Raw genomic sequence first — 25,308 nt, 5'->3', positions numbered from 1 at the left:
GCGAGGTCGATGTGCACGCGCGGGCGCGGATGATCATGAGCCCCAGATGAAATGGGCGACGGTGAAGATGACCACGCCGGCCAGGGCCCCCACGATGGTGCCGTTCAGGCGGATGTACTGCAGGTCGCGGCCGACCATGAGCTCGATTTTCTCGGTGGTCTCCTCGGCATCCCACCGCTCGACGGTGTCGGTGATGATCGAGGCGATGTCGTGCCGGTAGCGCCCCACGACGAAGACCGCCGCGTCGATGACCCAGCCGTCGACGCGCCGCTGCAGGGTCTCGTCGTGCTGCAGGCGCTCGCCCACCTCGGCCAGCGCCGCGGCGGCCCGGCGGCGCAGCGCGCTGTCGGGGTCGGCGAGGGAGCGCAGCAGGCCGGCCTTGGCGGTGTTCCACGCGTCGGCGGCGAGTTGACGCACCCGCGGGCTGTCGAAGACGGCGGCCTTGGCCTCTTCGAGGCGCACCATGGTGGCGCGATCGTGCTGCAGGTTGTCGGCGAGACGCGCGAGGTAGCCGTCGACTGCGTCGCGGGCCTGATGGCGGGGGTCGGCCCGCACCGCATCGACGAACTGCACGGCCTCGCGGTAGACGGTGTCGTCGACGAGACGGGCGGCCATGCTCGGAACCCACGACGGCAGGCGGCGCGACACGAGCCCCTGGAAGGTGTCGCGATTGTTGCCGAGCCACACGGCGATGTTGTCGAGGGCCAGGTCGACGGCGCCGTGGTGCGCGCCGGCGCCGACCACGCGCTGCAGCCACCCGCCGATCGAGGGGCCCCAGTCGGGGGAGAGCAGGTGCTCGCGCGCGAGGTCTTCGATCAGGCCCTGCACGTCGTCGTCGTCGAGCGCGGTGAGCACGCTCGTGGCGAGGGTGGCCCCCTCCGCGGCGACGCGCTCGGCGTGCGCCGGCTCGGCCAGCCACGCCCCGGCCCGCGCCGAGAGCGGGGTCGACTCGAGCTTCGTGCGCACGACGTCGCCCTCGAGGAAGTTCGTCTCGACGAACTCTCCCAGCTGCCGCCCGATCTCGTCTTTGCGGCGGGGGATGATCGCGGTGTGGGGGATGGGAAGCCCCAGTGGATGCCGGAACAGGGCGGTCACGGCGAACCAGTCGGCGAGGGCGCCGACCATGCCGCCTTCGGCCGCGGCACGCACGTACTGCAGCCACTCGACCTCGCGCTGCAGCGAGAACGAGACCGCGAAGACGAGGGCCATGGCCAGCAGCGCCCCGAGGGCCACCCCCTTCATGACGTGCAGTGCGCGCCGGCGCTCCTGATCGGCCGGGCTGAGGGCGGCCGTGGGCGTGCGCGCCATCAGGCGGTCACCGGCCCGAGCCACGCGGCCGCGGCGGTCGAGTGCGCCGACTCCGGGTCGGAGGGGTGGAACATGCCGGCGAGTACGTCACGGTAAAGCCGGCTCAGTTCGTTGCGCGAGAAGTAGGCCGCGCCGCCGCCGACGAGGATGGCGTCGTCGACGACCGTCTTGGCCGTCGTGACCGCGCGGTGCTTGACGCCCGCGAGCAGCGAGAACCACCGCCCGCCGTGGTCGACGAGGGCGTCGACGTCGTGGGCGAGGGCAGCGAGCTGCGGGGGGAGGGCCTCGTAGGCGAGCGCCATGTCGGCCACCCGCCAGCGGATGTCGGGGTCGTTGGCATAGGTGGTGCCCGTCTTCTTCGACCGGCGCGAGGTCGCCGCCTCGACCGCGAGATCGAGGGCGCGACGTGCGATGCCCGTGTAGACCGAGGCGAGCAGGATCTCGAACACCGCGAAGATGCCGAACACGAGTGGATCGGGCTGCGGCCCCGGGTCGAGCCGACGCACCACGCGGTGGGCGGGAGCGTGCGCGCCCCGCAGCTCGGTAGTGCGGCTCTGCGTTCCGCGCATGCCCAGGGTGTCCCAGTCGTCACGGGTGACCACGGCGTCGTCGCGATCGAGGAACGCGAACACCATCTTCGGCCCGTCGGGCGAGGTGGTGTCGAGCCCGTGCACGCCCAGGTGATCCCACGCGGGGGAGAGGGAGGTGAAGATCTTCGTGCCGGTGAAGCGGTAGCCGCCCTCGCCGTCGGGTTCGGCGGTGGTGTCGCTGCCGAACAGGACGAGGTCGTTCCCCGCCTCGCTGATGCCGAACGCGAAGACCTCGCCGGCCGCCGCGCCCTCCTCGACGAAGGAGAGATCGTCGATGCCGCGATCGCGCAGCACCTTCGCCACCCCGGTCCACACCAGGTGCATGTTCACCGCCAGCGCCGTCGCCGGCGCGGCACCCGCCAATCGCTGCTGCAGCACCGACGCCTCCGCCAGCCCGAGCCCGGCGCCTCCCCGCTCCACCGGCACGAGGATGCCGAGATACCCCGCGGCGCGCAGGTCATCGAGGTCGTCGTGGGGGAACGTGTTCTCGCGATCGTGCACGACCGCCCGCTCGCGGATGCGCGCGAGCAGATCGTCGGGCAGGTACCGGGCCGGATCGAACGAGCTCATGGCATCCATTCTGCTCGCGCCCACCGACATCGCGGCCGGGGGTGACAGGCGGGTCGACGCGCCGTAGACCGTGAGGCGTCGCGCAGTGGCGCTCGTTCGGCCGCCCTCCGGCGATCTCCCCCCAGAATGGATGCCATGATCTCCACCGAGATGGCCCTGGCCCTGCGCGAGGCGGGGCTGGTGTGGCATCCGCGATCCGGTGATCGCTTCCAGCTCGACGAGCCCGAGTTCGAGGCCGACGTGTTCACCGTCAGCGACATGACGGTCGAGCCGCGCGAGTACCCCACGGGTCGCATCCTCGCCTTCAACGGCACGACCGAGTGGGCGCTGGATTCCGTGGCGACCGAGGAGGCCCTGTGGCTGCCGTCCGAGCTGCAGCTCCGCGAGATGCTGCGCTCGACCTTCCGGTCGCTGCGGCGGCTGTCGGACACCTACGAGGTCGAGATCTCGGTCGGCGGATCGACCCTCGTCTTCGACCACCCCGCCCCCGAGGACGCCTACGCGCTCGCCGTGCTGGAGCTGCTGCGCCGCACGCACTGAGCGGTGCGTTCTCCCTCGCTTGCGGTGGCCGCGCGGTGGGGCTGGTTCGGGGCGCGATTGTGCGTTTGGGGCGTGCGAGATGCGCCCCGACTGGCGGAATGCGCCCCGAACCGATCACTCGCCGCCGGGGCGCTCAGGGCGCCGATCACGGCGGCGCCGCGAGTGCGCGCCGGGTCTGGCGCGGTGGGGCGGGTTCGGGGCGCGATTGTGCGTTCGGGGCGCGCAACATGCGCCCCGAGTGGCGTAATGCGCCCCGATCCGGTTCTCGAGCGCGTACCTGAGGGGCCCCGCGCGTTCGCTAGGGATCGCGGATGCCGAGGTGCCCGGCATCCGGTCAGGTGATGGTCTCGACCGGCTCGGTGTCGGGGATCGGGCTCGCGTCGCGGTGACGCAGGTCGGGGAAGCCGCGCACGAACACGGCGGCGACGACGAAACCGGCGACCGCGAAGGCCGCCGCCGCGACGTAGGCACCGGTGGGACCGATGCCGTCGATGAGGAGCCCCGCGACGGCGGAGCCCGCGGCGGCGCCGATGAGCTGGCCCGTGCTGATCCAGCCGTAGGCCTCGGCGGTCTCGCTGAAGCGGACGCTCGCGGAGGTCATCGCGAACATCACCGCGAGGGCGGGCGCGATGCCGGCGCCGGCGACGAGGAGGGTCGCGCCGAGCCACCACGCATTGAGCGAGACGATCGTGAGCGAGAGGCCGAGGGCGACGATCGCGAGGCGGCGCGCCATGGCCCAGGGGCCGATCGGGATGTGCCCGAACGAGAGCCCGCCGGCGAGGCTGCCCACCGCGAAGACGGCGAGGATGAGCCCGGCCTCGAGGCCCCCGTGGTCGAAGGTGGCGACGACGCCCGCTTCGACGGCGGCGCATGCGCCGATGAGCAGGAACCCGGTCGCGGTGGCGAGGATGACGGGAGGCTTGGTCAGCACGCGCCCCAGTCCCCGGCGACTGCGCGGGATGCGCACGCGCCCCACCTCGGGGCTGAGGATGAACCACGCGCCTCCGCCGATCAGGATGACGACCACCAGCAGAAGCCCGGGGACCGTGCCGACCTGCGTGGCGACGAGGGTGATGAGCACGGGCGCGAGCACCCAGATGATCTCCTGCAGCGACGCGTCGAGGGAGTACAGCGGGGTGAGCTGCTTCGAGTTGACCATCTTGGGGTAGATCGTGCGCACCGCCGACTGGATCGGGGGTGTCGACAGGCCCGCGACGAGACCGAGCGTCATGTAGAGGGGCAGCGGCATCTCGATGAGCGCGAGGGTGGCGATGGCCGCGGCGCACACGAGGAGCGTCACGGTGAGGACGCGACGCATTCCCCAGCGCCCCATCCAGCGGCTCGTGACCGGGCCCGCCACGGCCTGCCCGATGCTCGTGGCGGCCAGGACGAGACCCGCCGCCCCGTACGAGGCCGTGACGTGCTCGATGTGCAGCAGGACGGCGAGGCTGGTCATCCCGTTGGGGAAGCGCGCGGTCAGCTGCGCGGCGATGATGCGCCCCACGCCAGGGGTTCGGAGGAGTTCGCGGTAGCCGGCCACCGCACAACGCTACAGCCCGCCTCCGACATCCGTGCGGGGCGTCGGTTCGGCCCGCCGCCGCGACACGCCGCGACACGCCGGGCGACGAATTCCACCGCCTGTGCGATGTCGGAACCCCCGTCTAGCGTCCGATCTGTGGAGAGACGGATGCAGGCGCCGCGAGAACCGCGGAATCGCGCCTGTTAACAACGCTTCTGAAGGGGGTCGATCTGTGGATGAAATCGTGGACAACCTGTGTTGTACATGGGGAGAGACGGTGGAAAATCACACGGATGTAACTACTACCCCTTGTGGTGCCTTCCGATGTCCGTCCCCATATGTAGTATTGAGGTCCCGGCGAGCCCTGCCCGCCCGGACGACGATTTTCCAGGGGAGAGAGAGAACGACATGGCGATCACGGTCTACACCAAGCCGTCCTGCGTCCAGTGCACCGCGACCTACCGCGCACTCGACTCGAAGGGCATCGAGTACAACGTGCTCGACCTGTCCGAAGACCCGTCGGCGCTCGAGCAGGTCAAGTCGCTCGGGTACCTGCAGGCACCCGTCGTCATCACCGACGAGGACCACTGGTCGGGCTTCCGCCCCGACAAGATCGACGAGCTCGCGTCGCGCCTCGCCTGATCCGGCGACAGGCTCTCAGACCCCCGTCATGAGCGCTGTCGTGTCGGCAACCGAGGCCCCTCTGCTGGTCTACTTCTCGAGCGTGTCCGGCAACACCGCACGTTTCATCGAGAAGCTCGGCAAGCGGGCCGTGCGCATTCCGCTCCGGCCGACCGATCCGCCCCTCCACGTCGACGAACCCTTCGTGCTGGTCACCCCCACCTACGGCGGGGGTGCCGGCCGGGGCGTCGAGAAGGGCGCGGTTCCGAGACAAGTCATCCGATTCCTCAACGAGGAACGGAACCGACGCAACATCCGCGGGGTCATCTCCGCGGGGAACACGAATTTCGGCGACGCTTTCTGCCTCGCCGGCGACATCGTCGCGCGCAAGTGCGCGGTGCCGCACCTGTACCGGCTGGAAGTTTTCGGCACCCCCGACGATGTCGAGCGGGTCACCGAGGGATTGGAACGATGGTGGAAGTTGAGCTGACCGACGTGGACTTCAAGACCGAAGCGCGCTTCGAGGGACTGGATTACCACGCCCTGAACGCGATGCTGAACCTGTACGACGCCGACGGCAAGATCCAGTTCGACGCCGACAAGCGGGCGGCGCGGGAGTACTTCCTGCAGCACGTCAACCAGAACACCGTCTTCTTCCACTCCCTGAAGGAGCGTCTCGACTACCTCGTCGAGAAGGAGTACTACGAGCCCACCGTGCTCGCGAAGTACTCGATGGAGTTCATCCAGGAGCTGAACGACCGCGCCTACGGTGCCAAGTTCCGCTTCGAGACCTTCCTCGGCGCGTTCAAGTACTACACGAGCTACACGCTCAAGACCTTCGACGGGAAGCGCTACCTCGAGCGCTTCGAGGACCGCGTCGTGATGACCGCCCTCGCTCTCGCCGACGGCGACCAGCGTCTCGCGGTGCAGCTCGTCGACGAGATCATCTCCGGTCGCTTCCAGCCCGCGACCCCCACCTTCCTCAATGCCGGCAAGGCGCAGCGCGGCGAGCTCGTGTCCTGCTTCCTGCTGCGCATCGAAGACAACATGGAGTCGATCGCCCGCGGCATCAACTCCGCGCTGCAGCTGTCGAAGCGCGGCGGCGGCGTCGCCCTGCTGCTGTCGAACATCCGCGAGTCGGGTGCGCCCATCAAGCAGATCGAGAACCAGTCGTCGGGCATCATCCCCGTTATGAAGCTGCTCGAAGACAGCTTCAGCTACGCCAACCAGCTCGGCGCGCGTCAGGGCGCGGGCGCGGTGTACCTGAACGCGCACCACCCCGACATCCTGCGCTTCCTCGACACCAAGCGTGAGAACGCCGATGAGAAGATCCGCATCAAGACGCTGTCGCTGGGTGTCGTCATCCCCGACATCACGTTCGAACTCGCCAAGAACGGCGAGGACATGTACCTCTTCTCGCCGTACGACGTTGAGCGCGTCTACAAGAAGCCGTTCGGCGACATCTCGGTGACCGAGAAGTACCGCGAGATGGTCGATGACCCGCGCATCAAGAAGACGAAGATCAACGCGCGCGAGTTCTTCCAGACCCTCGCCGAGATCCAGTTCGAGTCGGGCTACCCGTACATCATGTTCGAAGACACGGTGAACAAGGCGAACCCCATCGCCGGCCGTATCAACATGTCGAACCTGTGCTCGGAGATCCTGCAGGTCAACACGCCGACGACCTACAACGAGGACCTCTCGTACGACAACATCGGCAAGGACATCAGCTGCAACCTCGGCTCGATGAACATCGCCCTCGCGATGGACGGCCGCGACCTCGGCCTCACGGTCGAGACCGCGATCCGCGCCCTCACCGCGGTGAGCGACCAGAGCCACATCGCCTCGGTCCGCTCGATCGAAGACGGCAACGACCGCTCGCACGCCATCGGCCTCGGGCAGATGAACCTGCACGGTTACCTCGCTCGCGAGCACGTCTACTACGGCTCCGAAGAGGGCATCGACTTCACGAACATCTACTTCTACACGGTGCTGTTCCACGCGCTGCGGGCCTCTAACCGCCTCGCGATCGAGCGCGGCACCTCGTTCGACGGCTTCGAGAACTCCACCTATGCCTCGGGCGAGTTCTTCGACAAGTACACCGACCAGGTGTGGGCCCCCACGACCGAGAAGGCGAAGGAGTTGTTCGCCGGCATCCAGATCCCCACGCAGGACGACTGGCGCGAGCTCAAGGCCTCCGTGCAGGCCCACGGCATCTACAACCAGAACCTGCAGGCGGTGCCCCCGACCGGGTCGATCTCGTACATCAACAACTCGACGAGCTCGATCCACCCGATCGCTTCGAAGATCGAGATCCGCAAGGAAGGCAAGCTCGGTCGCGTCTACTACCCGGCGCCGTTCATGACGAACGAGAACCTGGAGTACTACCAGGACGCGTACGAGATCGGCTACGAGAAGGTCATCGACACGTACGCCGCCGCGACGCAGCACGTCGACCAGGGCCTGTCGCTCACGCTGTTCTTCAAGGACACCGTCACCACGCGCGACATCAACAAGGCGCAGATCTACGCATGGCGCAAGGGCATCAAGACCATCTACTACATCCGCCTCCGTCAGCTGGCGCTCGAGGGCACCGACATGACCGAGTGCGTCTCGTGCATGCTCTGATCCGCTGATCGACTCTTCCCACAAAGGACACTCATGGCTGAGAAGCTGCAGCTGCTGAACCACGTGCAGGCCATCAACTGGAATCGCATCCAGGACGACAAGGACCTCGAGGTCTGGAACCGTCTCGTGAACAACTTCTGGCTCCCCGAGAAGGTGCCGCTGTCGAACGACATCCAGTCGTGGAACACGCTCACCCCCGAGGAGCAGACGCTCACGATGCGCGTGTTCACGGGGCTCACGCTCCTCGACACGATCCAGGGCACGGTCGGTGCGGTCTCGCTCATCCCCGATGCGATCACCCCGCACGAGGAGGCCGTCTACACGAACATCGCGTTCATGGAGTCGGTGCACGCCAAGAGCTACTCGTCGATCTTCTCGACGCTGTGCTCCACGAAGGAGATCGACGAGGCGTTCCGCTGGTCGACCGAGAACGAGTTCCTTCAGAAGAAGGCGCGCATCGTCATGGATTACTACCGTGGCGATGACCCGCTCAAGCGGAAGGTCGCCTCGACCCTGCTCGAGTCGTTCCTGTTCTACTCGGGGTTCTACCTGCCGATGCACTGGTCGAGCCGCGCGAAGCTCACCAACACGGCAGACCTGATCCGCCTCATCATCCGCGACGAGGCCGTGCACGGGTACTACATCGGCTACAAGTTCCAGCGCGGGCTTGAGACCGTCGACGAGGCCCGTCGTCAGGACATCAAGGACTACACGTTCTCGCTGATGTACGAGCTCTACGACAACGAGGTGGGCTACACCCAGAGCCTCTACGACTCGGTCGGCCTGAGCGAGGACGTCAAGAAGTTCCTGCACTACAACGCCAACAAGGCGCTGATGAATCTCGGCTACGAGGCGATGTTCCCCGCCTCGGTGACGAACGTTAACCCGGCGATCCTGTCGGCCCTGTCGCCCAACGCCGACGAGAACCATGACTTCTTCAGCGGTTCGGGTTCGTCGTACGTCATCGGCAAGGCCGAGGCGACGGAAGACGACGACTGGGACTTCTGACGTCCCGACAGCAGTGAAGGCCCCGCACGGATCACCGCGCGGGGCCTTCGCCGTTCGTCATCCTATTGTCTATACAGCATAGGGTTATTCCTAATACCTATAGGGTGGTGGACATGGAACGTCCCCCGCTCACCCCTCGAGCCGTCGTGCTCGCCGCGGCCGACCTCGCCGACACCCACGGCCTCACCGACGTGACCCTCTCGGCCGTCGCGCGCTCTCTCGACGTGCGCACGCCCAGCCTTTATGGCCACGTGCGCGATCTCGCGGGGCTCCGCGACGGCATCACGACGCTCGCCCTCGGCGAGCTGGGCGATAGCGCGAGCGAGGCGGTGGCCGGTCGTGCCGGGCGAGATGCCCTGCGCGCGCTGTGCGACGCGCACCGCGACTACGCGCGCGCCCACCCGGGTCGCTGGGAGAGCCTGCAACGCCGGTCCGGCGAGGCCGTGGCGCGCAGCGAGGAGGCGGCCCGCTCGAGTCGCTCCCTGGCCGCGGTGCTTCGCGGTTACGGCATGCCCGAGGGTGATCGCGTCCACGCGACGCGGCTCATCGGCTCGTTCCTGAACGGCTTCCTACACCTCGAGCACATCGGCGCCTTCGCGCACAGCGCCCCGCCGGCCGATGCGTCGTGGGTGCTCCTCATCGACCGACTCGATGCTCTGCTGAGCCACTGGCGCCCGAAGGACGACGAATGATCGACACCCCATTCACCTCCAAGATCGTCTGCGGCGGTGCCGAGCTCGAAACGGTCGAGCGCGGCCTCCGCCTGCACAGACTGCCCCAGCCGTACCGCGGAAGAGAGGCCGACGGACAGCTCGCCATGGTGGAGCGGCAGCCGTCCGGCATCCATCTGCGCTTCCGGACGACCGCGACCGCGATCGCGCTGAGCCTGCACGCCACGCGGGTGTCGTACCGGGGTCTCGATCGCGCGCGCGGTCAGGTCGACGTGCTGGTCGATGACGTCCTCGTGCGGCGTCAGCCCCTCGAAGACGGCGACGCGCTCGAGCTCGATCTCGCCACCGGCGAGGCGACGCCTCGGTCCGGAAGCGCCGACATCGTGACGGTCTGCGACCTCTCTCCCGCCGAGAAGACCGTGGAGATCTGGCTGCCCCACAACGAGCAGATCGACCTCCTGACGCTGCGATCGAATGCTCCGATCGCTCCGATCGACGAGGCGCGGCCGGTGTGGGTGCACCACGGCAGCTCGATCAGCCACGGCTCGAATGCCGCCGCCCCGACGGAGATCTGGCCCGTCGTGGCGGCCCGTGCGGCGGGCCTGCAGCTGCACAACCTCGGTTTCGGGGGGAGCGCAATGGTCGACCCCTTCCTGGCCCGGGTCATCCGGGATCAGGATGCCGACCTCATCAGCGTCAAGCTCGGCATCAACGTCGTGAACGCCGACGCGATGCGCGCACGCGCCTTCGTTCCGGCGGTGCACGGGTTCCTCGACACGATCCGCGAGGGGCATCCGGACACCCCGTTGCTCGTGGTGTCGCCGATCTTCAGTGGCATCCACGAGAAGACCCCCGGTCCGGGGGCGTTCGACCCGGAGAGCCTGCGCGCGGGCGTCCCACGGTTCGTCGCGACCGGGTCTGTCGACGACGTCGCGCGGGGCGCGCTGACGCTGGAGGTCGTGCGGGACCTGCTCGCCGCCGTCGTGGCCTCCCGGTCCGACGACCCCGCGCTGCACTACCTCGATGGTCTGTCGCTCTACGGCGCCGACGATGCGCGCGCGCTGCCCCTGCCCGACGGCCTGCACCCCGACACGGCGACGCACCGCCTGATCGGGCAGCGATTCGCCGCGGCGGCGTTCGGCGCAGACGGCCCGCTGCGGAGCTGATCGCGGCGGGCGTTCACCGTCGACGGCGCAGGGCGGGCTGGTCCGCCCCGCGCCTCGTGGCTCACGCGAGCCAGTCGCGCGACTCCAGCCTGTCGAGCAGCACCTCGACCGCGGACCCCTCCATGCCACGCACCCAGCGCTGCGTGTGGGAGCCGCGTGACGAGACCGTGCGCCCGCGTTCGCCGCGCTCGAGGCGCACGTCGACCTGCCCCGAGGCGACGCTCACGCCCCGCAGCACTCCGGCGGCGACCATCGCGGCCAGGGGGTCGTGCAGCGCGCAGCGGCGGTCGGCGAAGACGCGCCCGGCGTAGAAGTCGAGGTAGAGCGGCAGCATCGCGGCCAACGCCTGCGGCAGGGCGCCCGGGATGGCTTCGAGGCGTACGAGGTCGGTCTCGTCGAGCGTCTGCGTCATGGTGACGTCGAGTGGCACGAGGGTCGTGTCCCAGTCCTGCGCGAACACGACGGCGGCCGACTCGGGGTCGTTGTGGATGTTCGCCTCGGCCCATGCCGTGACGTTTCCGGAGTGCGCGAACGCCCCGCCCATGACGACGAGATGGTCGAAGGCGGCGACGCCGGGCGCCTCGGCGTAGGCGGCGAGGTTGGTGAGCGGTCCGAGGGCGAGCACGGTGAGATCCGGATGCCGCGACGCCAGGTGGTCGATGAGCTCGACGGCGGGGCGCGCATCGTGAGCCCGCGCGGCGGCGGTCAGCGCGATGCCCCCGACGCCGTCGTCGCCGTGCACGTGGGGGGCACCACCCGCGTACGCGCGATCCCGGAAGTCGTGCGCGCCGATGGCGACCGGAATGTCGTGGACCCCGGCCAGCTCGAACAGCGAGAGGGTGTTCGCGGCCGCGCGGGCGGCATCCGTGTTTCCCGAGACCGTCGTCACCCCGACGATGTCGACGGCGGGTTCGGCGAGCAGGTAGGCCAGGGCGAGGGCGTCGTCGATGCCGGTGTCGCAGTCGACGAGGATCGGGCGGCGGCTCACGCGTCGACCCCGTACATGTCGAGCGGGGCGAGCCGCGGCTGCGACGCGGGGTCGGCCACGGCCGCGGCCCCGACGGCGCACGCGCGCACGAGAGCCGTGTCGTCCGTGTCGCCGCGCAGCAGGCCGCAGACCAGGGCGGCGCAGAACGCATCTCCTGCGCCGACGGTGTTGACGACGGTCGTCGCGACCCCGGGGGCGGATGCCGCGAGCTCGCCGTGGCGGTACAGTCGGGCCCCCGCGGCGCCCAGTGTCACGCACAGCAGAGCGGCGTCGTGCACCTCGGGCAGTTGCGCGTACTCGGTCTCGTTGACGATCACGAGGTCGCACTTCTCGAGCACGCCAGGGGGGAGCGGCCGCGCAGGGGCGGCGTTGACGGCGAGAAAGCTCGCGCTCTGCGCGGCGGCCGTCACCACGGCATCCGAGACCTCGAGCTGGAGCAGCACGGCGCTGTCGGGAAGGATGCCGAGCGTCGTGGCATCGATCTCGGCGTTCGCCCCCGGGCACACGACGATGGAGTTCTCACCCGTCGCGTCGACGACGATCAGCGCGGTCCCGGTGGCGGCTTTCGCCGTCTGCACCCCGGAGGCGTCGATGCCGTCGGCGGCGAGCTGCGAGCGGATGCCGCGACCGTCGAGGTCGTCGCCCACGGCACCGATGAGTCGCACGGCGGCACCGAGACGGGCAGCGGCGACCGCCTGATTGGCGCCCTTTCCGCCGGGGCCGCGCTGGAGGACGCCATCGGCGACGGTCTCTCCCGCCGCGGGCGCGCGGTGCACACGCGCGGTGAGGTCGACGTTGATCGCGCCGACGACGGTGAGGGAGGGGGCGGCCATGGGCGGGTCCTTTCGCCAGTCAGTGCAGCAGTGCGTGGGGCGGGGTGGCATCCATGCTCATCATCCGCGCGCCCCGCGGCGACGGAGACTCGCCGAGACGATCGCCACCACGGTGCCGACGGCGACGCCGATGACCGTCTCGATCACCCGGTCGCGCAGCAGCAGGTCGGGGGAGGCGGAGGAGGCGAGCGAGATCATGAGCAGCGCCAGCGGGGTGATGAAGAGCATCGCGATGCCGTAGTTGCGGCCCACGAAGAGTTCGGCGCCGGCCTGCAGGACGACCGCGACGACGATGACGAGCCACGGCGGCAGGTGCAAGGCGAGGAGCCCCGCGGCGATCAGGACGCCCAGGAGGGTGCCGACGAGGCGCTGGACGCCGCGGATGAGGCGCGCCGTGACGTGCGCACCGCCGACGGCGGCGACCGCGCCGACCATCGCCCAGTACCAATGCGTGCCCACCAGCAGCGCCCCGGCGATCCCGGCGAGCAGAGCGGCGGTGCCGACGGTCGCCGTCATCTCCCACGCCACCGCGCCGATCAGCGGTCGCGGCCTGGTCGGGCGCGCCCACGACCCCCGGCGCGCCAGCACGAAGACGGTCGTGACGAGCAGGCTCCACGCCACGCTCGCGCCACCCACCACGACGACGGTCGCGAACGTCGACGCCGTCGCCGGGAAACTCGCGGTGGCCCCAGCGGCGAACACGGCGAAGAGCGCGCCGGGCGGGTGCCACTGCGCCCGGTACGCGAAGAGCGTCACGATCGCGGCCAGCGCGGCGACGACGGCGACGCTGACCAGGGCGGGCGTCGAGAGGGCCGACAGGGCGGTGCCGACGAGCATCGACCCGACGAGGATCGCCCCCGCCGTCGCCTGCATGCGCACGCGGGCGCGCGGTGCGTCGGTGCGGCCGTAGAGCGCCGCGAACGCGCCGAAGCTGGCGTAGACGGCCAGATCGAGGCGGTTCAGCAGCAGGAGGACGACGAGCGGGACGCCGACGCTGAGCACCGCCCGTACGGCGACCCGGTGGTCACCACGGTGGGGTCCGACGCGGATGACCCCGGTCCACACGCGCCCCCGGGATTCCGCCACGCCTTCCAGCCTACGCGGCGGGTGGGTGGCATCCGTCCTCAGCCTCCCCACGTCAAGGCCATGGCATCCGTCGGTCGATCTGGTGAGGTGGGGACATGGATGCCGAGCGAGACACGCGCCCGATCGAACCCGGTCCCGAGCCCGATACGTCGACGGCCGCGGAGGGGGAGCGTTCCGATCCGAGCCTGGACGGCGACGACCAGCCGATGGAGTGAGGGGGGCGGGCTGTCTCGACGTCGAACGGTGACCGGGTCGGCTATCGGGCCCTTCCGTAGGGTGGGAAGCCCCGACCGATCGAGGAGAGACGTGTTCCGCACGCCCCTGACACTGTTCCGCACCCTCGCGATCGCCGAGGCGGTGTCGTGGACGCTGCTCATCGCCGGCCTGATCCTGCGGGCCACGGCCGATCTGCCGGTCGCGGTGTCGATCGGCGGTGGCATCCACGGTTTCGTCTTCCTGGCCTATGGTGCGACCGCCGTGCTGGTCGCGCTGAACCAGCGGTGGGGCGTCGGGCCGACCGCGATCGCGATCGTGAGCGCGGTGATCCCTTACGCCACGGTCCCGACGGAGATCTGGCTGCAGCGCACGGGACGCCTGCGGGGCGCGTGGCGGCTCGACGAGACGTCGGACCCGCGCGATCGTCGCCCGCTCGACCGCCTGCTGCGGTTCTTCCTGCGCCGACCCGCGATCCTGGCCCTGGTGCTCGTGGCGGTCGTGGCTCTCGTGTTCGTCGTGCTGCTCGTCGTCGGTCCGCCGGGCGGCAAGGGCTGACGACCCGCGTCGCGCGAGCGTCAGCGCACGTGATGCGCACGCTCGCGGGGGCGATGCGACACGTGGCGAGGAATGTCGTCACGGTGCCCGAGACGGTCGCCGCGGCTCGCCCGACACCCAGGAACGCCAGCGCGCTCTGGCGCACGCGCTGGGTCGCGGAGCGATCGACGAAGCGGTGCAGCGTGCCTCCGACACGACCCGAGGTCGACACGTCGAGCTCGACGCCCAGCACCGGACCGGTGGCGGACTCGACGCGCCATTCGACCGTGGCGACCCCGCCGCCGCGGCTGGTCATGACCAGCGTCGCCGACCCGCATTCCTCCCCGCCGACCTGCTCCACACGCAGGGGTTCGGATGCCGCGGTGGTGTCGGCACCACAGAGGGCGATGCCGTGCAGCCGGGCGTACTCACGTCCGGTGGGCGTGATACTCGAGCAGTCGGCGAGGATCGGCGTCGACACGGACTCGTCGAGAGGGTCGGCTCGCGGGTCGGCCCGGGCGGTCGTGGGGCTGACGAGCAGGGCGGCGACGACGAGCAGCGAGGTCGTGACGGCGCGCACGCGCATGGTCCTCTCCCTCCTCGTCGAGCCCCTCGAACCTATGCTGCCCGGCGCGCCGGCGCCACGGCTTGCGACGGCGTCCACAACCGCTCCGCTCTTGCGGCGCATCAGCGCTTGGCCGACACCGTCACCGTGAACTTGCGATCGCGGGCGACCTGCCGGGTGGGTCCCACGATGCGCTCGAGGGTGGGGCGGTACTGCAGGGCCGAGTTCCACACGGTCCACAGCTCGCCTCCCGGGCGAAGGACGCGCGCGGCGTCCGCGAACATGCGCGGGGCGAGACCGTCGGCCAAAGCGGCCCCCGCGTGAAACGGCGGATTCAGCGCGATGAACGAGGTGCTGGCATCCGGTTGCGCTCCCAAGACGTCGTCGCGTTCGACGCGGACGCGGTCGGCGACGCCGTTCGCCTCGGCCGTGGCGCGCGCCGAGGCGACGGCGACCGCCGACTGATCGCAGGCCAGCACGTGGAGCGACGGATGCCGCACGGCCAGGGCCGCCGCCACCACCCCCGTGCCGCACGCGAGGTCGATGGCCTCGTCCCCGCGCGGGGCGGGGAGATGGGCGAGCAGCAGGCGCGTGCCGATGTCGATCGACGCCCCCGCGAAGGCGCCGCCGACAGCGCGCACGTGGATGCCGTCGACCTCCGCCTCGTCGGGGATCGGAACGGCGCCGTCGTGCGGCCCGCGGGCGAGGAGCACGCGCGACTTCTGCCGGGCGTGCGAGACGTCGACGCGGTCGAAGCGCTCGCGGAGCACGTCGTTCATCGCGAGGGCCATGTGCTTGATCCGTCCGCCCGCGAACACCTCGACCCCGGGGTCGGCGTGCAGCGCGATCAGACCCGCCACATCGGCGAGGGCCCGCAACGATCGGGGCAGCCGCAACAGCACGACCCGGGCGCCCCGCAGCAGGTCGGCACCCAGGGAGAGGGAGGTGAAGGTGCCGTCGAGCCCGGCCTCCGCGGCGTTCGCGGCGAGGGCCCGTTCGCCGAGGAGTTCGTCCTGGTGCACGCGGATGCCGCGCGCTCCCGCGTCGGCGGCGGCCAGGGTCAGAGCGCCGTGGGTGTCGCCGATCACGACGAGGGTGCCGTCGGGGAGTGCCGCGCGCGACGCGGCCGATTCGTCGAGGATCAGGCGGTCGGCGGCGTCGACGGCCACCAGATCGGGACCCTCGAGGTCGGGGCGGCGACGGAGGGCGTCGAACGAGAAGGGCACCGTGCCACGGTACCCGCAGGCTCGGCGCTGCTCAGGCGAACGCCGAGGGGAAGGGCTTACCGCGTGCCGAAGTGGAAGGGCAGGGCCAGCGACGCCGACACCAGCAGGATGCCGAGGGCGAAGAACAGCGCGGGGGCCGCGAGCGAGAACGACAGTCCCGTCAGCAGCATGCCGCCGACGAACAGGATGAGCGAGACGATGAACATGTAGATCCCTTCGGTCGCTCCAGGCTATCGTGCCGCGTCGCTCGCGCGGTTCGCGGGCGGGGCGGGTTGCGCGCCGGGTCGGACGACGGCGGGTGGCGCGGGGGACGGCGTCGCGGAGCCGCGTCCCAGGGCGGCGTGCACCCAGAGAGTGCTGCCGGCCACGGCGGCGGGCATCACCGCCACCGCCCCGAACGGCACGAGAAAGCAGAGCTGGGTGGCAACGCCGAAGCCGAGGGCGCGTGCGCGGTGCGCGCGGATGATCGCGCGGCGGGCCCGGCGATCGAGGCCGCGTGCGGAGAGGGCGCGCGAGGTGAGCTCGTCGGCGAGGAGCCAGCCGGTGAGCAGGACGCCGGCCGCGAAGCCCACGACGCCGCCCACGAAGGGGATCAGGCCCAGTAGCCACGCGAGAGCGGCGGCCGGGATGCCGCGGAGGATGAGCAGGGCGCTGTCGCCGGCCGCCCGCCAGAAGCCGTACTCGGCGTCGGGCACCTCGCCCGTGGCGCTGCGCTCGGTCGCACGCCAGATGCGGTCGTAGAACGGCTCGCCGACGGCGAGGGTGACGGCCGTGAACGACACGACGGCCAGCAGCAGCGCCGCGCCGAACGACGCGACGCCGATCGCGGTGCGCAGCGCACCCGCCCAGAACGGCGCCCAGCCGTCGGCGAACGGCGTCCAGTCGTCGACGAGACCGGGCAGGACGAGACCCCACGCGACCAGGGCGCCACCGAAGAGGAGCCCCACGAGCGTCCCGGGGATGAGGCCGAGGGCCATGGCGCCGGGCGTCCGGCGCCACTGACGCAGTCCGCGGGCGAGCAGACCCGCCCCGGCGAGGAATTCGCGCATGCGGGAAGTCTTCCAGACGCCGCCGACATCGGCCGCGGCCAGCGTCGCCCGATCGCGCTTCGCGACCGCGATCCCCGAGTCGTCGGCGCGAGGCGATGTCGGTGGCCCCTGCCAGGATGCGGGTATGCGCATCCGCACGACCTCGACCCAGCGCACGTACCGATACGTGCGCCTCGCGATCGTGGGGGCGACGGTGTTCCTGGCGGTCGGCGTGGGGATCCAGCTGGCCGGGGGAGGCGGGCTGCCCTCGGTGAGCGCCGCGTACTACACGCCCGCCGGCCCCGTCTTCGTGGGCGCTCTGAGCGCGATCGCGCTCGCTCTCCTCGCCTTGTCGGGGCGCAGCGTCGAACAGGGGGTGCTCGATGTCGCCGCCGTGCTCGCGCTCGTCATCGCGTACGTGCCGACCTCGATCCTTTGCGCCGGGGGCGCGCGGTGCGTCCCGTCGTCGGTGCGCGCGACGGTCGCAAACAACGCGGCGGCGGTGGCATCCGTCGTGGTGCTGGGACTGGCGGTCGCGCTCGTGCTCGCACGAGTGCAGGGCACGCTCGGTCGCGGGGTCGCAATCACGGCCGCGGTCATCGTTGCCATCGTCGGGGGCGGGATCGTCTGGGCGTTCGCGGCACCGGACGCGTTCCTGGCTCTGGCCCACGAGCTGGCGGCGATCGCCTTCTTCGTGCTCATCGCGGTCGTGGCGGGGCTCGCGGCCTGGCGCCCCCACCCGGGTCGGATCGCGCGGAGCCGCCTGCGCGCGGCCTACGCCACCGTGGCGGCGGCGATCGCCGTGACCCTGGTGGCGCTGGTCGTCGGGGCGGTCGCGGGGGCGCAGGAGCGCGGCATCCCGGTGGTGCTGGTGGGGGAGGCGGTGGCGCTGGCCCTGTTCGCGGCGTTCTGGATCGTGCAGACGGTCGAGCTCTGGGATGAGGTCGATCCGGGCGGGTCGGGAATAGAGACACGGGTGACGCGTTGAACTTGATACGACGGTGCTCAAGTTGCAGACCTGAGTCAACCGCACTCACGTATCACAGGAGACGGAATTGCCCGAAGACTTCACCCCCGGCGCCGGGGAAGACGGCGCCCAGTCGTTCGACGAGTTCCTCGCGCGCTACCTCGCGGGCGAGCAGGCGCGCGCTGAGCGATCCATCGATCTCAGCCGATTCCTGAGCGCCCGTACGCAGGACGCGCTGCAGGAGGCCGGTCGCTTCGCCCTCGGCCGCGGCCAGCGCGAGCTCGACGCCCTGCACGTGCTCCACGTGCTCGTGGGGCGCTCCCCGGCGAAGGACGCCGTGGCCCGACTCGGCGCCGACCCGGCCGCGATCGCGCGTGCCGCCGAGAGCCGCCTTCCCGCCGCGGGTGCCCCGGCGCACGTCGACGGCGCCGTCGTCGCGGGCTCGGTGCAGCGCGCCCTCTTCCACGCCTTCCAGGTCGCCCGCGCCGCGGGTTCCACCTACGTCGACCCCGACCACCTCTTCTTCGCCCTCGTGCTCGCGCAGGACGCCCCGGCCGGCCAGATCCTCGCGCAGGCGGGCGTCACCGCCGAGGCGCTGACCCAGGGCGTGCGCGAGACCGTCATGGGCGGGGAGCAGACCGAGGCCCCGGCCGAGACGGCATCCACCACCCCGAACCTCGACCGCTTCGGCACCGACCTCACCGCGCGCGCCGCGGCGGGAGAGCTCGACCCGGTGATCGGGCGCACCGACGAAATCGAGCAGACCATCGAGATCCTCAGCCGCCGCACGAAGAACAACCCCGTGCTGATCGGCGAGGCGGGCGTCGGCAAGACCGCCGTCGTCGAGGGTCTCGCGCGCGCCATCGTCGCGGACGAGGTCCCCGAGCAGCTGCGCGACACCCGCGTCGTCTCGCTGGACCTCGCCGCGATGCTCGCCGGCGCCCGGTACCGCGGCGACTTCGAGGAACGCCTCACCCAGACGATGGACGAGATCTCGGCGTCCGAGAAGCTCGTCGTCTTCATCGACGAGGTGCACACGCTCGTCGGCGCCGGCGGCAGCGGCGACGGGTCGATGGACGCCGGGAACATCCTCAAGCCCCGCCTCGCCCGCGGTGACGTGCACCTGATCGGCGCGACCACGCTGCGCGAATACCGCACCATCGAGAAGGACCCCGCGCTCGAGCGGCGCCTGCAGCCCGTGCGCGTGGGGGAACCCTCGATCACGGATGCCGTGGAGATCCTCCGCGGTCTGCGCACGGCGTACGAGCAGCACCACGCCGTCACCTACACCGACGACGCCCTGCGCGCCGCGGTGGAGTTGAGTGACCGCTACGTGCCCGACCGCGTGCTGCCCGACAAGGCGATCGACCTCATCGACCAGGCCGGTGCGCGCCTGCGCCTGCGCCTGGGCGTCTCGGTCGACACCTCGGCGCTCCTCGAACGGCTTGCCACCCTCGAGGCCGACAAGAACGCCGCGGTTTCGGCCGAGCACTACGAGGAGGCCTCGCGCCTGCGCGACGAGATCGCCGCGGTGCAGAGTCGGCTCGACGACGCCACGAGCGCCCCGCACGGTGCCGCGGTGGTCGGTGAACCCGAGATCGCCGCCGTGATCAGCCGGGCCACCGGCATCCCGGTCGCCCGTCTCACCGCCACCGAGCGCGGACGCCTCGCCGACCTCGAGACCGAGCTGCACGCCCGTGTCATCGGGCAGGACGACGCCGTGGCTGCCGTCGCCAAGGCGGTGCGCCGCAACCGCACCGGCATGGGGGATGAGAACCGTCCCGTCGGGTCGTTCCTGTTCCTCGGCCCCACCGGCGTCGGCAAGACCGAGCTTGCGAAGGCCCTCGCCGGATCGCTGTTCGACGACGACGGCTCCGTGATCCGCTTCGACATGAGCGAGTTCGGCGAGCGGCACACCGTGTCGCGCCTGATCGGTGCCCCTCCCGGATACGTCGGCTATGACGAGGCCGGCCAGCTCACCGAGCGCGTGCGCCGCAACCCGTACGCGGTGGTGCTGTTCGACGAAATCGAGAAGGCCCACCCCGACGTGTTCACCCTCCTGCTGCAGGTGCTCGACGACGGTCGCCTGACCGACGGCCAAGGGCGCACGGTCGACTTCCGCAACACGGTCATCGTGATGACCTCCAACCTGGGCGCCGAGGTGCTGGCATCCCGGTCGGGAGCCATCGGCTTCACCACCACGGGGCGCGAGTTCGCCGACGACGACCTGCGCGACCGCGTGATGGGCAAGCTGCGCGAGGCGATGCGACCGGAGTTCCTCAACCGCATCGACGACATCGTGCTGTTCCGCAAGCTCGAGAAGGCGCAGTTGCGCGAGATCGTGCGTCTGCTGCTGGGCGCCACGTCGCGTCGGCTCGCCTCGCGCGAGGTGACCCTCGAGGTCACGGAGGCCGCGATCGACCGCCTGGCGGAGGTCGGGTACGAGCCCGAGTACGGAGCGCGGCCGCTTCGCCGCGTCATCCAGCGCGAGGTGGACGACCGCATCGCCGACCTGTTCGTCTCGGGCGCGCTGAGCGACGGCGGAACGGTGACGGTGGATGCCACGGTCTCCGGCTTCGTGGTGATGCCGGTCGTGACGGCGCTCGCCGCCTGATCCGCGCGGATTCGACGCCCCCGGTGCTGCGGCAGCGGGGGCGTCGTCGTGCGGGCGCCACCCCTGTCCGGATGTCGGAGGTTCGAGGCAGAGTAGGGGCATGAGTCGTATCGGCACGATCTTCAGCCCGTACCCCCACCCGCCCGAGGAGCTGCGCGACGCCGCGCGCGCGGCGGAGGACGCCGGCGTCGAAGAACTGTGGCTCTGGGAGGACTGCTTCCGTTCGTCCGCGTGGGCGGCCGCGGCCGCGGCGCTCGCCGTCACCGACCACCTGCGCATCGGGGTGGGCATCGCGCCGCTCCCGCTGCGCAACGTCGCTGCGTCGGCGATGGAAGTGGCCACGATCGAGCGGATGTTCCCCGAGAGGCTGTTGCCGGGCTTCGGGCACGGGGTGCAGGACTGGATGCGACAGGTCGGCGCGAAGGCCGCCTCGCCGTTGACCCTCATGCAGGAGCAGCTCCCGGCGCTGCGTGCGCTGCTGGCCGGTGAGACCGTGACCACCGAGGGGCGGTACGTGAAGCTGCGCGATGTCGCCCTCGACTGGCCGCCGGTGACCGCCCCTCTCGTCTACGCCGCTGCGGAGGGGCCGAAGACGCTCGCCCTCGCGGGCGCGGTGGCCGACGGTGTGGTGCTCGACAGCAGGCACACCGTCGCCGAGATCGCCGCCGCGGTCGAGACCGTGCAGGCCGCGCGATCCGAGGCCGGCCGCGCGGGTCGAGCCGACGTCATCGCCTACGTGCTCACGGCGTTCGGACCCGACGCGCGCGAGCGCGCCACGGCCGTGCTCTCCGACCGGCCCGACGCCGCCGACCGGGTACTAGCGGGCTCCGTTTCCGAGGTCGCCGAGGGCGTCGCGCGGTTCCACGCGGCCGGCGTCGACGACGTGGTGCTGCTCCCCACCGACGATGTCGACCTGCGAGCGTTCTTCTCGGCGGTGGGTCAGGTCGCCGTCGCGGTCCCCGACGCCGGAGGAGTGTCATGAGCCGCGGCGTCGTCTCGCTCGGTGTCGCCGGATCGCTCGGCCCCGACGCGATCGCCGAGATCGCCCCGGCAGTGGAGAGGGCCGGGTTCCACACGCTGTGGGTCAACGACACCCCCGACGGTGACGCCCTCGCGGCGCTCGCCGCAGCCGCCCGCGTGACCGAACGTCTGCGTCTCGCGACCGGCGTCGTGCCGGTCGATCGCCGCCCCGCCTCCGCGATCGCCGCCGATGCGGCATCCCTCTCGCTTCCGCTGGATCGCCTGACGATCGGCATCGGATCGGGCATGGCCCGCGAGGGCGCCCTCGCCCGCGTGCGCGACGCCGCCGAGCACCTCCACGCCGCCGGTCTCCCGCGTGTGCTGGTGGGGGCGCTCGGCCCGAAGATGCGCCGGCTCGCGGCCGAGCGGGCCGAGGGCGTGCTGCTCAACTGGGTCCCGCCCACCGAGGCGGCCGAGCAGTCCGCCGCGCTGCACGCGATCGCCCCGACGACGCACGTCGCGGTCTACGTGCGCACGGCGATCGTCTCCGCGGCGCGCGAGCGCCTCGAGGCCGAGACGGCGCGATACGCCGCGTTCCCCAACTACGCCGCGAACTTCGCCCGGATGGGGGTGGATGCCATCGACACGACGATTCGCGACGTCACCGAGCTGGGCGACGCCCTCGAGGCGTACACCGCGGCTGCCGACGAGGTCGTCCTGCGCGCGATCGTGCCGGAGGACACCGTGGAAGCGTACGTGGAGTTCGCGCGGCGGACGGCACCGAACCCGGGGTGATCGGGGTGCGGAGCGCGCATTGGGCGGCGATCGGGATGGGGACCGCGCGACGGGGTGAGCGGAGACTCCGCCGGGTGAGGGCGGCGGCCCCGGCGCGTCGGCGATGCGCCGGCAACGCGGGCTCTCCCGCTCATCGCACGAGTCGGACGGTGTCCTTCATCGGCCCGAACGACGAGCGTGCTCCGTCAGCCCGGAAGCCGTTGCGCCGATAGAACGCGTGGGCGCGGGGGTTGTCGGCAGCGACCCAGAGCGAGGCGGGACGATCCGCGAGGACCGCGTTGAGCAGACCTTGTCCCGCGCCGCTGCCGTGCGCGTCGGCGAGGACGTACAGCATCGTCAGCTCCTCCGGTCGCACGGCATCGGCATCCGCCGTGTCCTGCACGGCCGCGAACCCGACGATGCGCTCCCCGGCGACGGCGACCATGGTCGAGAGGACGTCTTCGGCGAGGTTCGAGCGCCACATGCCGATCCGCGGCTCGACGGCGAACCACCGGCTCGCGTCCGGATCCTCGACGAAGCGGGCGTACGTCTCGCGCCACGACGTGGCGTGCACGAAGGCGATCCCCTCGGCATCCTCGGCTCTCGCGGGCCGGATGGTGATGCTTTCGTCAGCGGGCGTCGTCATGCACGGAGCCTAGAAGGCGCGGATGCCGCGGCACCGAGGGCGCGCGGAAGCCCCGCCCCGGGGCGGCGGTGGCAGACTGACCGGATGCCACGACGTCGACGTCTCACCCTCCGTTCGGTTTCCCGAGGGGTGCTGGCCCTGCTGCTGGTGGCGGCGGGCGTCGGTCACCTCACATGGGGGCGACGCGGATACCGCATCGTCGTGCCCGAGTGGGCGACGCGACTGCTGCACACGGACAAGGACGCCATCGTCGTGGCATCCGGGGCCGTCGAGGTGGTGCTCGGGGTCGCGCTCATCGGCCTTCCCGCCGAGCGTCGGCGCGTCGGGGCCGCCATCGCCGCGTTCTTCGTGGCGGTCTTCCCGGGCAATGTGCACCAGTGGCGCACCGGCCGCCCGGCACCGGGCCTCAACACCGACCGGTCGCGATTCATCCGGCTCTTCCTGCAGCCTCCGCTCGTGGCGTGGGCGTGGTGGGCGACGCGCGAGCGCTGAGACGGCGACGGCGATGGCGCGGCGATGAGTGCACGCCCGCCGACGAACCGTCGCCTCCGCCTCAGGCCGCCTCGCCCAGCTCCAGCACGCCGGTCTCGAACGCGGCCCGCGCGAGGACCTTGTAGCCGTGCTCGGGGAAGAACACCGTGAGACGGTCCTCCTCCACTCCCATCACCGTCCCGGTGCCGAACTCCCCGTGCTGCACGACGGAATCGATGCGGATGCCGTTGGCGTCGGCCGCAGCGGGATCCGGGGCTTCGGTCTCGACCGGGGCGGGGGCGGTCGCCCCCGAGTCGCACCGGTCGCACGATCCGCACTGAGCGGGGGTCTCGACGCCGAAGTACTCCAGCAGGGCACGGCGGCGGCAGTGCGAGGTCTCGGCGTAGCCGCGCATGATCTCGATGCGCGAGGCGCGGATGCGCTCCTCGGCCTCGTCGCGGTCGCGGACGGCGGCCACCGCGTCGCCCGCCGACGCCTTCGTGCGCGCCGACACTCCGTCGGGGCCTGACTCGGCGAGCTCGCACGCGACGAGCTGGTTGAGCACACGCCCGATCGCGCGGGTCGAGCGGCCGGACGACTCGGCCACGTCTTTCGCGCGCAGCGGCTTCTTCGCCCGTCGCAGCGCGTCCCATACGCCGGCCACGTCGGCGCGCTTGCTGTGGCCGCCGGCGAAGAACGACCGGAGCGAGAAGTCCTCCGCGCGGTAGTGCAGGATCGCGCGGGCGGGGAGGCCGTCGCGCGCCGCCCGGCCGATCTCCTGCGCGTACGCGTCGAGGGACTCGGTCACGTCGGCGTGTGCGACCAGGCGCACGTCGGACTTGTCGACCCCCATGCCGAACGCCGAGGTCGCGACCACGACGTCGAGCTCGCCCGCGCTCCACGCCGTGTGCACCTCGTCGCGGCGCTTCTGCGCCATGGCGCCGTGATACGGCGCGGCGCGCAGGCCCAGGGCGGTGAGCTCGTCCGCGTAGGCGTCGGTCTCTTTGCGGGTCGCCACGTACAGCAGCGCCGGGCCCCCGGCATCCTGTACATCGGCGATGACCGCGCGACGCTTGTCGTCGTCGGACTCGTGGCGGCGCACGGCCATGTGGATCTCGGGACGGTCCATGCCGCGCACCTCGAGGTGCGGGTCGCGCATACCGAGGCTCGAGACGATGTCGTCGCGCACGGGCGCGGAGGCGGTGGCGGTGAGGGCGAGCACGGGCGGGTGCCCGAGGGCCTCGATCGCGTCGCCGATGCGCGCGTAGTCGGGACGGAAGTCATGGCCCCACGCGGAGACGCAGTGCGCCTCGTCGATCACGACGAGCCGCACGTCGGCGGCGGCGAGACGGTCGAACACCTCGCTGTTGGCGAGCTGCTCCGGGGCGAGGAAAGCGTAGACCGCCTCGTCGCCCTCGATCGCAGCCCACGCGGCGCGCTTCGCGGCGGCGCTCGTGCGCGAATTCAGCGCGACGGCGGCCGGGGCGTCGGGAGCACGGTCGATCGAGTCGATCTGGTCGCGCTGCAGGGCGAGCAGGGGCGAGATCACCACGGTGACTCCGCCGAGCTCGCAGCCAGCGATCTGGTACACCGCCGACTTCCCGGCGCCGGTGGGGAAGACGACCAGGGTGTCGCGACCGCTCACGACCGCGTCGATGGCCTCGGCCTGACCCGGGAGCAGATCGTCCCATCCGAAGACCTCGCGGGCCGTGCGGGCGGACTGTTCGAGCGTGGCGGGAGCGTTCACGAAGGCCTCATTCCTGGGGGAGGTTTCCCAGC

General features: G+C 71.1%; 24 protein-coding genes. 13 read left to right on the top strand and 11 right to left on the bottom strand.

From position 1 onward, the window contains the following. Positions 1-33: 33 nt before the first annotated feature. A complete protein-coding gene (locus tag B0B15_RS12680) occupies positions 34-1,308 on the bottom strand; it encodes a DUF445 domain-containing protein (RefSeq protein ID WP_076676667.1) in 1,275 nt (424 codons plus the stop codon). Beyond that, positions 1,308-2,468, bottom strand: a complete 1,161-nt coding sequence (locus B0B15_RS12675; protein WP_076676665.1) for an acyl-CoA dehydrogenase family protein — start codon at positions 2,466-2,468, stop codon at positions 1,308-1,310. The genes B0B15_RS12680 and B0B15_RS12675 overlap by 1 nt, the downstream gene beginning before the upstream one ends. A gap of 135 nt (positions 2,469-2,603) precedes the next feature. On the opposite strand from B0B15_RS12675, the gene B0B15_RS12670 reads away from it, so the two are divergent. Further along, on the top strand, positions 2,604-3,008 hold the full coding sequence (locus tag B0B15_RS12670) for a pilus assembly protein CpaE (RefSeq protein WP_076676664.1): 405 nt from the start codon (positions 2,604-2,606) through the stop codon (positions 3,006-3,008). Positions 3,009-3,342: 334 nt separating this feature from the next. On the opposite strand, the gene B0B15_RS12665 is transcribed toward B0B15_RS12670, so the two are convergent. Then, positions 3,343-4,548: an MFS transporter gene (locus tag B0B15_RS12665; protein WP_076676662.1), complete on the bottom strand. Its 1,206-nt coding sequence runs from the start codon at positions 4,546-4,548 to the stop codon at positions 3,343-3,345. Between the two features lie 387 nt (positions 4,549-4,935). Here B0B15_RS12665 and nrdH point away from each other — a divergent pair, with 387 nt between their 5' ends. The 6 genes from nrdH (at position 4,936) to B0B15_RS12635 (ending at position 10,621) form a co-directional block, all read left to right on the top strand. Further along, positions 4,936-5,169: a glutaredoxin-like protein NrdH gene (gene nrdH / locus B0B15_RS12660; protein WP_055838040.1), complete on the top strand. Its 234-nt coding sequence runs from the start codon at positions 4,936-4,938 to the stop codon at positions 5,167-5,169. Positions 5,170-5,197: 28 nt separating this feature from the next. Then, complete coding sequence (nrdI, locus tag B0B15_RS12655; protein WP_076676661.1) at positions 5,198-5,638, top strand: class Ib ribonucleoside-diphosphate reductase assembly flavoprotein NrdI; 441 nt, start codon at positions 5,198-5,200, stop codon at positions 5,636-5,638. Continuing rightward, on the top strand, positions 5,620-7,776 hold the full coding sequence (gene nrdE, locus B0B15_RS12650; RefSeq protein WP_076676659.1) for a class 1b ribonucleoside-diphosphate reductase subunit alpha: 2,157 nt from the start codon (positions 5,620-5,622) through the stop codon (positions 7,774-7,776). The genes nrdI and nrdE overlap by 19 nt, the downstream gene beginning before the upstream one ends. 33 nt (positions 7,777-7,809) lie before the next feature. After that, positions 7,810-8,784: a class 1b ribonucleoside-diphosphate reductase subunit beta gene (gene nrdF, locus B0B15_RS12645; RefSeq protein ID WP_076676657.1), complete on the top strand. Its 975-nt coding sequence runs from the start codon at positions 7,810-7,812 to the stop codon at positions 8,782-8,784. A 113-nt stretch (positions 8,785-8,897) separates the two neighbouring features. Next, complete coding sequence (locus B0B15_RS12640; RefSeq protein ID WP_076676656.1) at positions 8,898-9,476, top strand: TetR-like C-terminal domain-containing protein; 579 nt, start codon at positions 8,898-8,900, stop codon at positions 9,474-9,476. After that, positions 9,473-10,621 (top strand): GDSL-type esterase/lipase family protein, encoded by a 1,149-nt coding sequence (locus tag B0B15_RS12635; protein ID WP_076676654.1) that lies wholly within the window; start codon positions 9,473-9,475, stop codon positions 10,619-10,621. The genes B0B15_RS12640 and B0B15_RS12635 overlap by 4 nt, the downstream gene beginning before the upstream one ends. 61 nt (positions 10,622-10,682) lie before the next feature. Here the strand turns inward: B0B15_RS12635 and B0B15_RS12630 are convergent, their stop codons facing one another. The 3 genes from B0B15_RS12630 to B0B15_RS12620 are packed head-to-tail and all read right to left on the bottom strand — an operon-like array spanning position 10,683 to position 13,528. Next, positions 10,683-11,609, bottom strand: a complete 927-nt coding sequence (locus B0B15_RS12630; protein ID WP_076676652.1) for a nucleoside hydrolase — start codon at positions 11,607-11,609, stop codon at positions 10,683-10,685. Beyond that, on the bottom strand, positions 11,606-12,442 hold the full coding sequence (locus B0B15_RS12625; protein ID WP_076676651.1) for a PfkB family carbohydrate kinase: 837 nt from the start codon (positions 12,440-12,442) through the stop codon (positions 11,606-11,608). Before B0B15_RS12625 ends, B0B15_RS12630 begins: the two co-directional genes overlap by 4 nt. Positions 12,443-12,502: 60 nt before the next feature. Further along, positions 12,503-13,528 (bottom strand): FUSC family protein, encoded by a 1,026-nt coding sequence (locus B0B15_RS12620; RefSeq protein WP_076676649.1) that lies wholly within the window; start codon positions 13,526-13,528, stop codon positions 12,503-12,505. 306 nt (positions 13,529-13,834) lie between these two features. Between B0B15_RS12620 and B0B15_RS12615 the strand changes: the two genes are divergently transcribed. Then, on the top strand, positions 13,835-14,299 hold the full coding sequence (locus B0B15_RS12615) for a DUF3817 domain-containing protein (protein ID WP_076676648.1): 465 nt from the start codon (positions 13,835-13,837) through the stop codon (positions 14,297-14,299). Between the two features lie 666 nt (positions 14,300-14,965). Here the strand turns inward: B0B15_RS12615 and B0B15_RS12605 are convergent. The 3 genes from B0B15_RS12605 to B0B15_RS12600 are packed head-to-tail and all read right to left on the bottom strand — an operon-like array spanning position 14,966 to position 17,118. After that, complete coding sequence (locus B0B15_RS12605) at positions 14,966-16,069, bottom strand: class I SAM-dependent methyltransferase (protein ID WP_076676645.1); 1,104 nt, start codon at positions 16,067-16,069, stop codon at positions 14,966-14,968. A 56-nt stretch (positions 16,070-16,125) separates the two neighbouring features. Further along, complete coding sequence (locus B0B15_RS16525; protein WP_167494175.1) at positions 16,126-16,275, bottom strand: hypothetical protein; 150 nt, start codon at positions 16,273-16,275, stop codon at positions 16,126-16,128. Positions 16,276-16,299: 24 nt separating this feature from the next. Continuing rightward, positions 16,300-17,118: an EI24 domain-containing protein gene (locus tag B0B15_RS12600; RefSeq protein WP_076677581.1), complete on the bottom strand. Its 819-nt coding sequence runs from the start codon at positions 17,116-17,118 to the stop codon at positions 16,300-16,302. Here B0B15_RS12600 and B0B15_RS12595 point away from each other — a divergent pair. From B0B15_RS12595 to B0B15_RS12580, 4 genes are all read left to right on the top strand, one after another. Further along, positions 17,117-18,085: a hypothetical protein gene (locus B0B15_RS12595; RefSeq protein WP_091366529.1), complete on the top strand. Its 969-nt coding sequence runs from the start codon at positions 17,117-17,119 to the stop codon at positions 18,083-18,085. The genes B0B15_RS12600 and B0B15_RS12595 overlap by 2 nt on opposite strands. A gap of 67 nt (positions 18,086-18,152) precedes the next feature. Next, positions 18,153-20,678 carry an ATP-dependent Clp protease ATP-binding subunit gene (locus tag B0B15_RS12590; protein WP_076676642.1) on the top strand — a complete coding sequence of 842 codons (2,526 nt, stop codon included), beginning with the start codon at positions 18,153-18,155 and terminating at the stop codon, positions 20,676-20,678. A gap of 100 nt (positions 20,679-20,778) precedes the next feature. Beyond that, a complete protein-coding gene (locus tag B0B15_RS12585; protein ID WP_076676640.1) occupies positions 20,779-21,660 on the top strand; it encodes an LLM class flavin-dependent oxidoreductase in 882 nt (293 codons plus the stop codon). Further along, entirely contained in the window at positions 21,657-22,433 is a 777-nt protein-coding gene (locus tag B0B15_RS12580; protein WP_076676639.1) for an LLM class flavin-dependent oxidoreductase, read from the top strand. Before B0B15_RS12585 ends, B0B15_RS12580 begins: the two co-directional genes overlap by 4 nt. Positions 22,434-22,563: 130 nt before the next feature. On the opposite strand, the gene B0B15_RS12575 is transcribed toward B0B15_RS12580, so the two are convergent. After that, a complete protein-coding gene (locus B0B15_RS12575; RefSeq protein WP_076676637.1) occupies positions 22,564-23,058 on the bottom strand; it encodes a GNAT family N-acetyltransferase in 495 nt (164 codons plus the stop codon). Positions 23,059-23,142: 84 nt separating this feature from the next. Between B0B15_RS12575 and B0B15_RS12570 the strand changes: the two genes are divergently transcribed. Beyond that, a complete protein-coding gene (locus B0B15_RS12570; protein WP_076676636.1) occupies positions 23,143-23,550 on the top strand; it encodes a DoxX family protein in 408 nt (135 codons plus the stop codon). A 61-nt stretch (positions 23,551-23,611) separates the two neighbouring features. On the opposite strand, the gene B0B15_RS12565 is transcribed toward B0B15_RS12570, so the two are convergent. Next, positions 23,612-25,276, bottom strand: coding sequence for a RecQ family ATP-dependent DNA helicase (locus B0B15_RS12565; RefSeq protein WP_076676634.1), 1,665 nt, complete (start codon positions 25,274-25,276; stop codon positions 23,612-23,614). Between the last annotated feature and the right edge of the window lie 32 nt (positions 25,277-25,308).

The organism is Microbacterium sp. RU1D, from assembly GCF_900156435.1.
Taxonomy (GTDB): domain Bacteria; phylum Actinomycetota; class Actinomycetes; order Actinomycetales; family Microbacteriaceae; genus Microbacterium.
The sequence above is the reverse complement of the archived record's forward strand: the minus strand, read 5'-3'. Positions and strand labels throughout refer to the sequence as shown.

Excerpts from the sequence above, each read along its gene's own strand:
- B0B15_RS12680 (WP_076676667.1), bottom strand. The coding sequence starts at position 1,308 with ATGGCGCGCACGCCCACGGCCGCCCTCAGCCCGGCCGATCAGGAGCGC.
- B0B15_RS12675 (WP_076676665.1), bottom strand. The coding sequence starts at position 2,468 with ATGAGCTCGTTCGATCCGGCCCGGTACCTGCCCGACGATCTGCTCGCG.
- B0B15_RS12670 (WP_076676664.1), top strand. The coding sequence starts at position 2,604 with ATGATCTCCACCGAGATGGCCCTGGCCCTGCGCGAGGCGGGGCTGGTG.
- nrdH (WP_055838040.1), top strand. The coding sequence starts at position 4,936 with ATGGCGATCACGGTCTACACCAAGCCGTCCTGCGTCCAGTGCACCGCG.
- nrdI (WP_076676661.1), top strand. The coding sequence starts at position 5,198 with ATGAGCGCTGTCGTGTCGGCAACCGAGGCCCCTCTGCTGGTCTACTTC.
- nrdE (WP_076676659.1), top strand. The coding sequence starts at position 5,620 with ATGGTGGAAGTTGAGCTGACCGACGTGGACTTCAAGACCGAAGCGCGC.
- nrdF (WP_076676657.1), top strand. The coding sequence starts at position 7,810 with ATGGCTGAGAAGCTGCAGCTGCTGAACCACGTGCAGGCCATCAACTGG.
- B0B15_RS12640 (WP_076676656.1), top strand. The coding sequence starts at position 8,898 with ATGGAACGTCCCCCGCTCACCCCTCGAGCCGTCGTGCTCGCCGCGGCC.
- B0B15_RS12635 (WP_076676654.1), top strand. The coding sequence starts at position 9,473 with ATGATCGACACCCCATTCACCTCCAAGATCGTCTGCGGCGGTGCCGAG.
- B0B15_RS12625 (WP_076676651.1), bottom strand. The coding sequence starts at position 12,442 with ATGGCCGCCCCCTCCCTCACCGTCGTCGGCGCGATCAACGTCGACCTC.
- B0B15_RS16525 (WP_167494175.1), bottom strand. The coding sequence starts at position 16,275 with ATGTTCATCGTCTCGCTCATCCTGTTCGTCGGCGGCATGCTGCTGACG.
- B0B15_RS12595 (WP_091366529.1), top strand. The coding sequence starts at position 17,117 with ATGCGGGAAGTCTTCCAGACGCCGCCGACATCGGCCGCGGCCAGCGTC.
- B0B15_RS12600 (WP_076677581.1), bottom strand. The coding sequence starts at position 17,118 with ATGCGCGAATTCCTCGCCGGGGCGGGTCTGCTCGCCCGCGGACTGCGT.
- B0B15_RS12585 (WP_076676640.1), top strand. The coding sequence starts at position 20,779 with ATGAGTCGTATCGGCACGATCTTCAGCCCGTACCCCCACCCGCCCGAG.
- B0B15_RS12580 (WP_076676639.1), top strand. The coding sequence starts at position 21,657 with ATGAGCCGCGGCGTCGTCTCGCTCGGTGTCGCCGGATCGCTCGGCCCC.
- B0B15_RS12575 (WP_076676637.1), bottom strand. The coding sequence starts at position 23,058 with ATGACGACGCCCGCTGACGAAAGCATCACCATCCGGCCCGCGAGAGCC.
- B0B15_RS12570 (WP_076676636.1), top strand. The coding sequence starts at position 23,143 with ATGCCACGACGTCGACGTCTCACCCTCCGTTCGGTTTCCCGAGGGGTG.